Genomic DNA, 12727 nt, shown 5'->3' with positions numbered 1-12727 from the left:
AAAGCCGGTTGCCGCTCCGGGCATCATGGACCGTGCAGTCCGCAATCGGCATGATGCCCGGAACTGCAACGCCGCAAGGGCTGCCCGAGGCCCCGCACCACAGTGTTGCGATGGCCGCGCCGCGTGCCGCGATCACCCGCCCCTACCCTGCCGTTTTCATTGCCGGTACGCCCATGTCAGTCCTGGACAACTTCGCCAACCTGCAGACCTTCGTCCACGCCGCCGACACCCGCAGCTTCGTCGAGACCGGGCGCCTGCAAGGCATCTCCGCATCGGCCGCCGGCAAGTGCGTTGCGCGGCTGGAGCACGCACTGGGCGTGCGCCTGTTCCACCGCAGCACGCGCAGCATCACCCTCACCGCCGAGGGCCAGCTGTTCCTGGCGCGCTGCCGGCGCATCCTCGACGAACGCGATGCCGCGCGCACCGAACTGGCGCAACCGCACGCTGCACCGAGCGGCACGCTGCGGATCAGCCTGCCACTGGTAGGCGACCTCACCCTGCCGTTGATGGCCGAATTCATGGCCGCGTATCCGGACATCCGCCTCGACCTGGATTTCAGCGACCGGCTGGTCGATGTCATCGAGGAAGGTTTCGATGCGGTGCTGCGCGTTGGCGAACCCAGCGACTCGCGGATGAACGCACGCCGGCTGGGGGTATTCCCGCGGCGTGTCGTCGCCTCGTCGGGCTACCTGCAGCGTCGCGGCGTTCCACGCACGCCGGCCGACCTGCTGCAGCACACGTTGCTGCACTACCGCTTCCCCAGCACCGGCAAGCTGGAGCCGTGGCCGATCCACTGGCCCGACCACGAAACACCGCAGGAGCTGCCGGTGCACATGGTGGCCAACACCATCGAGGCGCGGGTGGCGCTGGCGCTGCGCGATACCGGCCTGGCCTTCGTGCCGGTGCACTCGGTACGCGATGCGCTGGCCGACGGCCGCCTGGTCACCGTGCTGGAGGATCATGTGCACTCCTGCGGCACCTTCCACCTGCTGTGGCCGTCGGGCCGACACGTACTGCCGAAGCTGCGGGTGTTCATCGACTTCGTCGGCGCCCGCCTGGACACCGTGCCGTAGCCGCGAGAAATCCACCCATGCCCGGCCCACAGTAGATCCACGCCATGCGTGGATGCTCTTGTAGTGCAGAGCCATCAAACCATTCAGCCAACCCCGCTATACTGGCCGCTCATTCCTCCCAGAGGCTCGCGACCAATGCGCCATTGATGCCGCCGTCTTCCCAACAGACGGCCTGACTCTTCCCGCCCCTGCGCGCAGGGGAGAACCGGCATCCATGGAGGTCGCATGACCACACATTCCCTCACGCTCGATCGCGTGTCGTATCGGCTGGCCGACGGCCGCCCGCTGTTTTCCGATCTGTCGTTTTCCTTCGATCCGGTCGCCACCGGTCTGGTCGGTGCCAATGGCACCGGCAAGAGCGTGCTCGCACGCCTGCTGGCCGGTCGGGTGCGGCCAGAGAACGGGCAGGTGCGCAGCAGCAGCCGCGTGTTCCTGTTGCCGACGCCCGGCTATCCCCCCGCCGGCACGGTCGGTGAACTGGCCGGCGTCGGCGCGGAACTGGCCGCGCTGCAACGCATCGAAGCCGGCAGCGTGGATGAGGCCGACTTCGCCTGCGTCGGCGACCATTGGGATCTGCGCGAGCGCCTGCAGCAGCAATGGCAGGCGCTCCGCCTGCCCGACGATCTCGATCCCGCCCAACCCGCCGCGCGTCTCAGTGGCGGCCAGGCCATGCAGGTGGCGCTGTCCGGCGCCTGGGCCAGCGGCGCCGATTGGCTGATCCTGGACGAACCCAGCAACCACCTCGATGGCCGCCATCGCCAACAGTTGTACGAACGGTTGCAGCAGTGGCGCGGCGGCCTGCTGGTGATCAGCCATGATCGCGAGCTGCTGGCGCAGATGCAGCAGATCGTCGAGCTCGACGCGCGCGGGCTGCATCGCTATGGCGGGCCGTGGCAGCACTACGCCGACGCGCGGGCCGCCGAACGCGAAGCGGCCGCCGCACAGCTCGACCACGCCCGCGCCCAGCACCGGCAGCAACAGCGCAGCGCGCGCGAGCAGCACGAACGCCAGCAGCAGCGCCAGGCACGTGGCAATCGCGATGCGAAGCAGGCCAACCAGGCACCGATCCTGCTTGGCCGGCAGAAACAGCGTGCAGAGGCCAGCCACGGGCGCGCGCAACAGGTACAGGCCGATCGTCTTCAGGCCAGCGCCGACCAGCTGCGCGCAGCGGCTTCGGCAGTTCACGCCGCGCCGGAGCTGGCGCTGTTCGCCGGTGACGGTGAACGCGGCAACGCACGTCTGCTGCAGGCGGAGTCGCTGGTGCTGCCGCAGGGTTGCAGTGCACCGTTGCAATTGGAGATCCGCCGCGGCCAGCGCATCGCCGTGGTCGGTGACAATGGCAGTGGCAAGTCCACGCTCCTGCGCGTGCTGGCCGGCCAGCTGCCTGCACGCAGCGGCATCGTGCAGCGCCATGCACCACTGGCGCTGCTCGACCAGCAGCTGCTGGGACTGTCCGGCGAACGCAGCATTCTCGACACCGTGCAGGCCGCCAACCCGGTGGCGGATGCGGGTGAGCTGCGCACACGGCTGGCCCTGCTCGGGCTGGACGCACAGCGCATCCAGCGTGCAGCCCACAGCCTCAGTGATGGTGAACGGGTGAAAGGCGCGCTGGCCAGCGTGCTGTATGCAGATCCCGCACCGCAGCTGTTGCTGCTGGACGAGCCGGGCAACGCGCTGGATCTGAGCGCGTTGCAGGCACTGGAAGAACTGCTGGCGGCGTGGCCGGGCGCGCTGCTGATGGTCAGCCACGACCGGCACCTGCTGCAGGCGTTGCGGCCGACCCACGTGCTGCAGGTGGGCACCGGGGGGTGGCAGTGGCGTGACGCCTTGTAGATCCACGCCATGCGTGGACCTGCTGCAGCAGCCGAGCGTCGGCTCGGCTCTACAGGATTGTCCGCAACGGATCGCACTGTAGAGTCGAGCCATGCTCGACTCCGCCATGCATCCATCCACGCGTGGCCTATCGACCAGGGGTAGTGCCGGCCGCTGGCCGGCAACCCATGGATCCTCAGTGCACCGTCACCGCTTCCACACCGGGAATGCCTGCGGCAACTGTTGCCACAGCAGCGGCCCCGCACGCAGTTCCTGGTCGTTGAGCAGGCACGCGTCCAGCTCCGCACGCACCGCGCGCTCATCCATGTGCACGCCAATCACCACCAGCTCCTGGCGGCGGTCGCCCCACAGCGGGTGCCACAGCCGCTGCATCGCCGAATGCGCGGCCGCATCCGGGAAGTCTTCCAGACCCGGCAACGGTGCGCTCCAGCAGTCGGCCTGCTGCCGCGCCCAGCCCAGGTCGCTGTACGGCAGCGGCGTGGGCGGCAGCAATGGCGCGGTGTCCTCCAGCCCAGCCCGCACACGATCACGCGCGGCGTACCAGAACCCCGCCGCCTGCGTCCGCGTCGCGGCGCCCACGGTGTTCAGCTCACCCACCCAGTCCATGCGATTGGCCAGCCAGAACCAGCCCTTGCTGCGGATCACGCCGGGCATGCCCGACTGCAGCGCGCGGGCGAAGCGCGCGGGATGGAACGGTCGCCGCGAGCGGTAAACGAAACTGGCGATGCCGTACTCTTCGGTCTCCGGCGTATGCTCGCCACGCAGTTCCTTCACCCAGCCCGGCGCACGTTGCGCACGCTCGTAGTCGAAGCGGCCGGTGTCCAGCAGCTCGGCCAGTGGCACGTCACCGAAGCGGGACAGCAGCAGCTTCGCGTCGCGGTTCAGGCCGCGCAGCACGGCCAGCGTGTCCTGCAGCACCTCGTCATCCACCTGGTCGACCTTGCTGACCACGATCACGTCGGCGAACTCGACCTGCTCGCACAGCAGGTCGACCAACCCCCGGTCGTCATCCGGCCCGGCCTGCTGGCCGCGCTCGGCCAGGCGCAACGTCGAGCCGAAGTCGGCAAGGAATGCGCCGCCATCCACCACCGTCACCATTGTGTCCAGGCGCGCGATGTCACTCAGGCTGAAGCCCTGCTCGTCGCGCACCGCGAACGTGGCCGCCACCGGCATCGGCTCGCCGATGCCGGTCGACTCGATCAGCAGGTAGTCATAGCAACCGGCGTCGGCCAGGCGCCGCACTTCCTGCAGCAGGTCATCGCGCAGGGTGCAGCAGATGCAGCCATTGCTGAATTCCACCAGCGTCTCTTCGGTGCGGCGCAGTTCGGCGCCGCCCTCTCGCACCAGCTGTGCATCGATGTTGACCTCGCTCATGTCGTTGACGATGACCGCCACACGCAGGCCCTGGCGGTTACGCAGGATCTGGTTGAGCAGGGTGGTCTTGCCGGCCCCGAGGAAGCCGGACAGCACGGTGACCGGAAGGCGACGGTCGGCGCGGGAAACAGTGTTCATGTCGGAGCAGGTTGGCTGCGGAACGGAAATGTTACTGTATAACAATTGCAGCGCAAGGAACCTCCCCCGATGAAATCACCGTCTGCCGCCCTGCTCGATGCCGGCGCGGTCGCCCTGTCCAGCCTGTGCCTGCTGCACTGCCTGGCACTGCCGCTGCTTGCCGCCGCGCTGCCGCTATTCGGCACGTGGGCCGAAGCGGAATGGGTCCACCTGCTGTTCGTGGCCATCGCCCTGCCGCTGACCGGCTACGCGCTGTGGCGGGCCGAACGCCGTCATCCGCTGCCGGTGCTGGCCTGGGCCACCGCCGGCGCCGGGCTCGGCCTGCTGCTGGCCGGTGCGCTGGCGCTGCCCTCGCACGACTGGGAGACACCGATGACGGTCATCGGCAGCCTGCTGCTGGCTGCCACGCACATCTGGAACGCGCGGCACCGGCACGGGTAGTGCCGGCCGCTGGCCGGCAACCCCATGAACGCCGCACGCAACCTGCAGGTGCCGGCCAGCGGCCGGCACTACCCTTGCTATTTGCCGTAGCGGCGCAGCAGTTCGACCAGCACCTCGGCCTCGGCCGCCCGCTGCTGCGGGTCTTCGGCGCCGACCACATGTTCCTGCAGATGCTCGTGCAGCAGCTCCATCAGCAGGCTGTGGGCGGCACCGCGCACGGCGGCAACCTGCACCAGCACGTCCGCACAGTCGCCGGCCTCACCCTCCGGCCTGTCCAGCGCCTGCTCCAACGCCGCCACCTGGCCGCCGATGCGGCGTACCCGGGTCAGCAGCTGCTTTCGATTCTTGTGTACATGGGCCATGGATGGATCGTATACCCTATGGGGGTATCCTTCCACCCTCTGGTCTTCGCATGCACCTGGATGCCCTCGCCGCCGCCCGTCGCCACGAACACCGCTTCGACGACGGCAACCCGCTGGCCGAACGCAATACCCGCCGCGCCCTGTGGCTCACCGTCAGCATGATGCTGGTGGAAATTGTCGGCGGCTGGTGGTTCAACTCCATGGCCGTGCTCGCTGACGGCTGGCACATGAGTTCGCACGCACTCGCGTTGGGCCTGGCAGTGTTCGCCTACCGCTGCGCACGCCGCTACGCGCACGACCCGCGCTTCGCCTTCGGCACCTGGAAGATCGAGATCCTGGCCGGCTATACCAGCGCCATCGCCCTGCTTGGCGTCGCCGCGCTGATGGCGGTGCAATCACTGGAGCGGCTGTGGGTACCGGCAACGATCCACTACAACGAAGCCATCGCCATTGCTGCGGTCGGGCTGGGCGTCAACCTGCTGTGCGCCTGGTGGCTGCACGACAGCCCGGGCCACGTGCATCACCACCACGGGCATGACCATGGCCATCACCACGGCCACAACCACGATCACACCCATGCGCACGGTCACGACCTCAACCTGCGCTCGGCCTATGTGCACGTGCTGGCCGACGCCGCCACCTCGGTGCTGGCCATCATCGCCCTGCTCGGCGGCAAGCTGCTGGGCCTGACCTGGCTGGACCCGGTGATGGGCCTGGTCGGCGCCGTGCTGGTCACGGTGTGGGCGATCGGCCTGCTGCGCGACAGCGGCCGCATCCTGCTCGACGCGCAGATGGACGCGCCGGTGGTGGCCGAAGTACGCGAGGTGATCGAACAGGGCCCGTGGCCGGCGCGCCTGGCCGACCTGCACGTCTGGCAGGTCGGCCGCGGCAAGTACGCGGTCAGTGCCAGCGTGGTCACCAGCGACGCAGGTCTGGATGCCGATACCGTGCGCAATGCACTGGCGATCCATGAGGAGCTGGTGCATGTCACCGTGGAGATCCACCGCAGCACCTGACCTGCATCCGGTAGTGCCGGCCGCTGGCCGGCACCCCATGAGCGCCGCACGCAACCTGCAGGTGCCGGCCAGCGGCCGGCACTACCGCTACAGCTTCAGCATCATCCGCAGCAGGTACATCAGCAGCGGCAGCGCACTCAGCACTGCACCGCCGATGCCGATCCACGGCCAGCGCTCACCGCGCACGCGCGAGGCCACGGCCAGGCCGCCGCCCACCAGCGCCGCACCCAGCACGCCCACGCCCAACCCTGCGGCCATGCCATTGCCACCCGCAGCGACCGCTGCCTGTGCCGCCACGGTGCCTGCCCCCCACCCCACTGCAATACCCAGCCAACTGGCCACGCCGCACCACGGTGCCTTGCCCTGCGCCATCCGAAAACCCCTGTGTTCTTGCCGAATTTCTGTACGGACCGCGCCCGCATGCTGCCTACACTAGCCGCACCTGCCCTGTAGGGACATCCCATGCGCACGCTCCGCCTGCTGCTGCCCGGTGCCCTCCTGCTGCTCACTGCCTGCGGCGACGATGCACGGCTTCCCTTCTCCGCCGACCCATTGCAGGGCTGCTTCGCCACCGGCGCGCGCAAACCCGCCGACTTCCGCATCGACAAGGAAGGTGGCCAGTACTTCGTTTCCTTCAGCCGTGGCGAGCAGTGGCAGCGCGAACCCAATGCCCTGCACAAGGCCACGTCCAGCGAGATCAGCCGCTACTTCCGCGACGACGCCGACCAGATCGACAGTGCGCTTATCCGCATGGCCGGCGGCTTCGGCATCTTCCACTTCAACAAGGGCGCGACGCTGAAGGGCAAGGCCAGCGACAGCGACTACATGGCGCTGATGCTGATCGGGGCCGGGCCGGTGTATGCGGTGAAGTGCGATTAGCGACACAGACTTTTGAGAAATGTTTGAAATCCAAAGAACTGCGTAATGCAACCAAAAGCACCATTGGGCAAGTAGCGAAGATGGAGCCTCACCCAGATTTTGAGAGGCCCAAGTGAAATTGCAGCTAGCCATCATCATGTTCATCGCCTCTGCATCCGTGCAGGCAGGAGACGGGAATCCAGCTGTCGGACAAACCGCAGACGAAGCAAAGATCCCGGAAAAAATCGTTCGCAGCGCAGAATGGCCCGACTTCATTGGGGGGACGATCCGTGTGGAGCAGTCCCTCACCCGCAACGCGAAGGGACAATATGTATATCGCTACGACGATCAAACGGAAGCGACGAAGCAGTATCACGAGGCTTCCTGCGCAGATCTTGGAATGAACCCTGCCAAGGGCGAGTCCATCACAGTGGGGCCAGGAAGCGCTGCATGGCATTGCTCAAGCATCGATTCGAACAGTGCTAGCGACGCAAGAAGTACTGACTATGTAATCGCCTATGCACCAAATGGACAGGTATCAGCTGGCCAGAACTTCGTTTCCTACGGAACCGTAAGATTCAACAGCTCAGTCAGTGGGAACATCCAGGGTAGCGCGCAAATCGACAACGGAAGGTGCCGGACCTTCTATAACGAGTACTACCCACCGAATACCGTGGGAAACCACACCGCAAGAGTACTCTGCTTCGCTCATACTCCGCAGACCATGAATACGTTGATGGAAGGGTGCGTACCGCGCGCCTGCGCAAGCGATCGCGGTTCCATCAGGGCCGACTGATACCAGGCTCCTGCCACGGAGGAAAGGGCGCCAAGGCCAGTGACAGCGCGGCCCGAGAGCCCTGCACAAGGCCAGCGACAGCGACTACATGTCGCTGATGCTGATCGGGGCCGAGCCGGTGTATGCGGTGAAGTGCAATTGAACTGTAGAGCCGAGCCACGCTCGGCTACTTTTGCGGTAGATCCACGCCATGCGTGGATGCAGGCATGGTGGAGCCATGGGACGACTCGGCTCTACAACAGCTGCGGTACCATGCCCTCCCCCGAACCGCCCCGGTACCCGCCGTGCCCCATTACACCGGCCCCCTGCTGACCCGCGACAGCGCCGATACCCTGCGCCGTGCCCGTGACAAGGGCGCCGCCGACTGGCAGGGATCGCTTGACCTCGGCCGCAGCCAGGACAGCGTGGCGCTGGATACGGACGGCTTCCACTTCCGGGGCCAGCCCTACCCTTGGCCGGGCAAGCTGAAGGACCGCACGCTGTACTACTGGGATGGCGAGGAATTCGCGCCGATCTCGCGCTACAGCGGCTCGCTGATCAAGCTGGTGCCCACCGAATGGGGCGCACCGACCTTCGAGATCGACGGCATCAAGATGCTGCCGACCTCCAAGCTGTCGCCGTTCGAGGATGCACGCCGCAAGGTGGAGCTGGTCGCCCCGGCCGGCAAGGTCATCCTCGATACCTGCGGTGGCCTGGGCTACTTCGCCGCCTGCGCGCTGGAGGCCGGTGTCGGCCAGATCCGTTCATTCGAGAAGAACGCCGATGTGATGTGGCTGCGCACGCTCAACCCGTGGTCGCCGGATCCAGACTCGGCTGCCGCCGGTGGTCGCCTGCAGTTCAGCCACGGTGACGTTTCGCAGCAGATCGAACGGGTGGCCAGCAACAGTGTCGACGCAATCCTGCACGACCCACCGCGCTTCGGCATCGCCGGCGAGCTGTACTCGCAGGTGTTCTACGACCACCTCGCCCGCGTCATCCGCAAGGGCGGTCGCCTGTTCCATTACACCGGCGCGCCGAACAAGCTGACCAGCGGCCGCGACGTGCCGCGTGAAGTGGCCAAACGTCTGGAAAAGGCTGGTTTCAAGGCCGAACTGGCGTTGGACGGCGTGCTGGCCGTCAAGCGCTGAGCCTCACTCCGAGTCGACCTTGGCCAGCTTCATCACCCATGCCGGCACCTCGGGTTCGCTGGCGTAGAAGTCCTTCGGCTTGTTCTCCGCCATCGCCCAGCGATGCAGCCAGCTCGGGCCATAGCGGCCGTTGTAGCCTTCCGCACCCCGCGCATACGCCGGGTCACGCATCGCTTCGTCCAGTGAAATGAAGCGATAGCCGCGGCGCTTCGTGGCCGCCACCAGTTCGGCAAGGGTGGCCGCATTGAGCTCGTTGGCGTGCATCAGCCACACCTGCGGCAGCGCGTACCCCAGCAGCGCCTGCGACTGCTTCTCGTAGTAATCCAGCTTGTTCAGCATGTACGGCACGTAGCCCTTGCGCAGCTGCGCCAGCGTCGCGTCGCTCGCCGGCGAATCCGCCTGCTCGTTCATCACGTTGGCATAGGCGAACGCCCACACCCATTCCCCGTTGTCCACCGTCACCGGTGCCACGCGATAGCCATGCTGCTTGAAGAACGCCTCCATCTGCACGCGCTCATCCGCGGTGCGCCCGGCCCGCAGGTAGGGGTGGCGCATCCACTGTGGCGCCTGCCCCTTCTCGGCCAGCAGCGGCCGCAGCACCGTTTCGCCGCGCAGGAAATCCTGCTGGAACGCCGCCACGCCTTTCGCATTCAGATCCATGTGCGAGTACGTGTGGTTGCCCAGCACATAGCCAGCATCGCGCCAGTCGCGCAGCATCTGCACCCGCGCCGGCTGCACCTGTCCATTCACCTCAAGCTTGTTCTCATTGACGAAGCCCACCACCGGCACGCCGGCCTCGCGCAGCTGGGCCATCAACGCTTCGTGCCGCGCCTGCAGATCCGGCGGCACGATCTGGTCCAGCCGTGCCCATGGCAGATCATCGATGGTCACCGCGATACGACGGTCCACCTCGGCGGCGTGTACGGCCAGCGAACACAGCAACAACGGCAACGCACGCAGCAACAAGCGCATCGGGTCTTCCCTAGAGTGGCGAGGCGTCGACTGTAGCGCGATTGCCGCGCGCCGCCGAGCGTGCGCTCTGCATGTCTCGGATCCGGTCGGCCGCGGAGGCCCGTCAGGCCACTGCCGATCGTGCCGCCCGAACCCGCACGATCGCCCGCCACAGGGAGATGCCGCCCACCATCGTCGCCATCAGCAACGCTACCAGCACCAGCGCCAGGTCGTCCGGATTGCGCATCAGCGTTGCGTTCTCGCGCGCCAGGATGTGGAACACCACGGACTGCGCCTGCACCAGCGGGGTATCGCCCTCCGCCACCAGGTCCATCAGGCATGCCGTGGGTGACAAGCGCGCCACGCTGTTCCATGCGTTCTCGTACAGGTGCAGCGTCCACCCGGCCAAGCACAGTGCGCCGCCATGCAGCAGCAGCAGCGCCACGTTCGCCGTGCGCAGCCCATCGCGCAGCCACAGCGCGCGGCTCGCGCACACCGCCATCGCACCCAGCAGCGCCAGCACGATGCCCGCCAATGGAATCCAGCTCAATGGCTGCCAGTCGTCCAATGCACCGGCGCGCGCCATCACCTGTTCGGCCATCTGCAACCGCGCCTGCTCATCCGGGCCACCGCACGCCGCGGTGATCGGCTCCAGCAGCAGGTCGACGCGGCAATGGAAGAACCCGGAAGCCAGTGCAACGGACAGCAACGCGACCAGCTGCAGCATCAGCAGGATCGGCCCCTGCCCACAGATGCGGCGGATTCGGGAGGTGGCAGCGCTCATCGGTTCATCCATGACAGCAAAGAGCCATCCTAACCAAGCAGTTCGCACGTGTCGGCTGGCGGATGCGACACACACCACGCAGCGCCGTTACGATGGCACGGTTGTTTGAATGCGAATTTTCCTTGGTATTCCCGATGGTGATGCTGTACCTGATCGTACGAACGCTGCTGCCCCTGCTGGCATTCGTGCTCGCGTGGTACCTGCTCGCGCGCCTGATCGACGCGCGCGTCGCCCGGCTGCCACGCGTCCCGTTGAACCTGCCGGCGCACAGCAGCAGCCCGCGCAGGAAGGATCGGCGCATCTACGCGCGCAAGCTGCGGCGCAAGCCGGGGCTGCGCACGGCGACCCGCGCCGCCGCCGCGCCGCGCAGATGGCGCCTCGCCGCAGCTGTCCTGTCGATAGGCGTGCTGGCCGCCACTGTGGTCGCCATCCCCGATGGTGCGCGCTTCCAGGTGATGGTGGGCAATGTCATTGGCTACCCGGGAACCATCATCGAGGTGCGGGTTCCCGCAGCAGCACAGCCTGTCGTGCTGCAGGCATGGCGCCCCGTACTGGCACACCTGGGAAGGCCCGTGGCGATGCGCTATCCGATTGCTCGCACCGGCGGCGAGCATGAAGCCCATGCGGTGGTGCCCACGCAGGTCCGTCAGCAGGGCGACCAGCTGCAGGTGGCCATCGCACTGCCGGTGGACAGCGAAGTACTGCGTGCCGAACTGGCGCGACAGGCAGGATTGCCGCTCGAGGCGATCAACGTGCAGAGGCGCGACGTAGCGCCATGGCGGGAGTCGGGCTGGCGGCCACTGCCCGGCCCCTAGCGCCGAGACCATGCTCGGCTGCCCTTTGCCCCTTCCCCGAACGGCACGCGCTGCGCGCGCCAGCCGAGCATCGGCTCTGTGCTACGCCACGTCCCCACCCGGCCTGTGAATCACGACCCACGCGGCAGCTTCGCCGCCCACATGTTGTCCACCAGGTTCGGATACCGCCGCCCGTTCTCCTCGGCACGTTGCCGTGCCGCCGCCTTCTGCGCATCCGACAGCGGTTGCGACGTCTGCCCCTTGGGCCTGGGCTTCTTCCACGGGGGTGTCTTTGGCTCGCGCATCGCCGCAGCTTACCACTTCAGGAAGTTCAGCAGCGCCAGATTGAAGCGGTCGGCGTGGCTGGTGTTGCAGCCGTGCGGTGCACCTTCCAGGATCACCACTTCGCTGCCCTCAATCGCCTCATGGGTGCGCTGGCCGGAGCCCTCGAACGGCACGATGGCATCGCTGTCACCGTGCAGGACCAGCGTCGGCACCGAGATCTTCTTCAGGTCATCCCGGAAATCGGTCGTAGCAAACGCCTTCATGCAGCCCAGCGCCGCCGCCTGGTCGGATTGATGGCACAGCGCGATCGCCGCCTGGCGCGTGTCTTCTGTCACCATCAACTGGCCGTTGGCGCTGAAGAAGTCGCGGGTGAAGCCATCGAAGAACGCTTCGCGGTCCTTCTCCAGCCCGCTGCGCATTTCATCGGCCTTGGCCTGGGTCAGTGGACCTTCCGGATTGTCGTCGCTGCGCAGCAGGAACGGCGGCACAGCGGCCGCGAACACCACACTGTGCACGCGATCCTGGCCATGGTTGGCCACGTAGCGCGCCACCTCGCCGCCGCCCATCGAGAAACCGACCAGAGTAACGTCGCGCAGGTCATGTTCCTCGATCAACCCCGCCAGGTCCGCCGCCAGCGTGTCGTAGTCATAACCTTCGGCCGGCTTGTCAGAGCGGCCAAAGCCACGCCGGTCGTAGCTGATCACCCGATACTGGGCGTCGCGCAGGATCGCCACCTGCGTCTTCCAGGCATCGGCGGACAGCGGCCAGCCGTGGATCAGGATGACCGGGCGGCCATCGCCCCCCGTGTCTTCAACGTGCAGGCGGATGCGGGAAGCAGGCATGGGCGCTCCTGTGGAAGGGGAGGAGTGCAGGCTAATGGCCGTCACCTGTGGCG

14 protein-coding genes are annotated in these 12727 nt (G+C 67.0%); 8 read left to right on the top strand and 6 right to left on the bottom strand.

Annotated features, from left to right (window positions below; translation table 11 throughout):
* The first annotated feature begins 173 nt into the window (after positions 1-173).
* On the top strand, positions 174-1073 hold the full coding sequence (locus ACEPA4_RS02240) for a LysR family transcriptional regulator (protein WP_374082974.1): 900 nt from the start codon (positions 174-176) through the stop codon (positions 1071-1073).
* 225 nt (positions 1074-1298) lie between these two features.
* A complete protein-coding gene (locus ACEPA4_RS02235; protein ID WP_065197340.1) occupies positions 1299-2906 on the top strand; it encodes an ATP-binding cassette domain-containing protein in 1608 nt (535 codons plus the stop codon).
* Positions 2907-3092: 186 nt separating this feature from the next.
* Here the strand turns inward: ACEPA4_RS02235 and ACEPA4_RS02230 are convergent, their stop codons facing one another.
* Positions 3093-4418, bottom strand: coding sequence for a GTP-binding protein (locus tag ACEPA4_RS02230; protein ID WP_227838218.1), 1326 nt, complete (start codon positions 4416-4418; stop codon positions 3093-3095).
* A gap of 69 nt (positions 4419-4487) precedes the next feature.
* On the opposite strand from ACEPA4_RS02230, the gene ACEPA4_RS02225 reads away from it, so the two are divergent.
* Positions 4488-4859 (top strand): MerC domain-containing protein, encoded by a 372-nt coding sequence (locus ACEPA4_RS02225; RefSeq protein WP_138953128.1) that lies wholly within the window; start codon positions 4488-4490, stop codon positions 4857-4859.
* Between the two features lie 77 nt (positions 4860-4936).
* On the opposite strand, the gene ACEPA4_RS02220 is transcribed toward ACEPA4_RS02225, so the two are convergent.
* Positions 4937-5221 carry a metal-sensing transcriptional repressor gene (locus ACEPA4_RS02220; RefSeq protein ID WP_053511351.1) on the bottom strand — a complete coding sequence of 95 codons (285 nt, stop codon included), beginning with the start codon at positions 5219-5221 and terminating at the stop codon, positions 4937-4939.
* Between the two features lie 50 nt (positions 5222-5271).
* On the opposite strand from ACEPA4_RS02220, the gene dmeF reads away from it, so the two are divergent.
* A complete protein-coding gene (gene dmeF / locus ACEPA4_RS02215; RefSeq protein WP_329848208.1) occupies positions 5272-6237 on the top strand; it encodes a CDF family Co(II)/Ni(II) efflux transporter DmeF in 966 nt (321 codons plus the stop codon).
* Positions 6238-6324: 87 nt separating this feature from the next.
* Here the strand turns inward: dmeF and ACEPA4_RS02210 are convergent, their stop codons facing one another.
* On the bottom strand, positions 6325-6609 hold the full coding sequence (locus ACEPA4_RS02210) for a hypothetical protein (protein WP_005415073.1): 285 nt from the start codon (positions 6607-6609) through the stop codon (positions 6325-6327).
* 90 nt (positions 6610-6699) lie between these two features.
* Here ACEPA4_RS02210 and ACEPA4_RS02205 point away from each other — a divergent pair, with 90 nt between their 5' ends.
* From ACEPA4_RS02205 to ACEPA4_RS02195, 3 genes are all read left to right on the top strand, one after another.
* Positions 6700-7116, top strand: coding sequence for a hypothetical protein (locus tag ACEPA4_RS02205; RefSeq protein WP_065186649.1), 417 nt, complete (start codon positions 6700-6702; stop codon positions 7114-7116).
* 136 nt (positions 7117-7252) lie between these two features.
* Positions 7253-7891, top strand: coding sequence for a hypothetical protein (locus ACEPA4_RS02200; protein WP_374082973.1), 639 nt, complete (start codon positions 7253-7255; stop codon positions 7889-7891).
* 206 nt (positions 7892-8097) lie between these two features.
* The gene (locus ACEPA4_RS02195; RefSeq protein WP_374082972.1) at positions 8098-9018 is read left to right on the top strand and encodes an MnmC family methyltransferase; all 921 of its coding nucleotides are present in this window, start codon (positions 8098-8100) and stop codon (positions 9016-9018) included.
* Between the two features lie 3 nt (positions 9019-9021).
* On the opposite strand, the gene ACEPA4_RS02190 is transcribed toward ACEPA4_RS02195, so the two are convergent.
* Entirely contained in the window at positions 9022-9990 is a 969-nt protein-coding gene (locus ACEPA4_RS02190; protein ID WP_374082971.1) for a polysaccharide deacetylase family protein, read from the bottom strand.
* Positions 9991-10093: 103 nt separating this feature from the next.
* A complete protein-coding gene (locus ACEPA4_RS02185) occupies positions 10094-10753 on the bottom strand; it encodes a hypothetical protein (protein ID WP_171956381.1) in 660 nt (219 codons plus the stop codon).
* Between the two features lie 134 nt (positions 10754-10887).
* On the opposite strand from ACEPA4_RS02185, the gene ACEPA4_RS02180 reads away from it, so the two are divergent.
* The gene (locus ACEPA4_RS02180) at positions 10888-11568 is read left to right on the top strand and encodes a hypothetical protein (RefSeq protein WP_374082970.1); all 681 of its coding nucleotides are present in this window, start codon (positions 10888-10890) and stop codon (positions 11566-11568) included.
* 293 nt (positions 11569-11861) lie between these two features.
* On the opposite strand, the gene ACEPA4_RS02175 is transcribed toward ACEPA4_RS02180, so the two are convergent.
* Entirely contained in the window at positions 11862-12674 is an 813-nt protein-coding gene (locus tag ACEPA4_RS02175; RefSeq protein ID WP_374082969.1) for an alpha/beta fold hydrolase, read from the bottom strand.
* Positions 12675-12727: the final 53 nt, after the last annotated feature.

Source organism: Stenotrophomonas sp. P2112, assembly GCF_041897515.1.
GTDB classification, from domain to species: Bacteria; Pseudomonadota; Gammaproteobacteria; order Xanthomonadales; family Xanthomonadaceae; genus Stenotrophomonas; species Stenotrophomonas sepilia.
The sequence above is the reverse complement of the archived record's forward strand: the minus strand, read 5'-3'. Positions and strand labels throughout refer to the sequence as shown.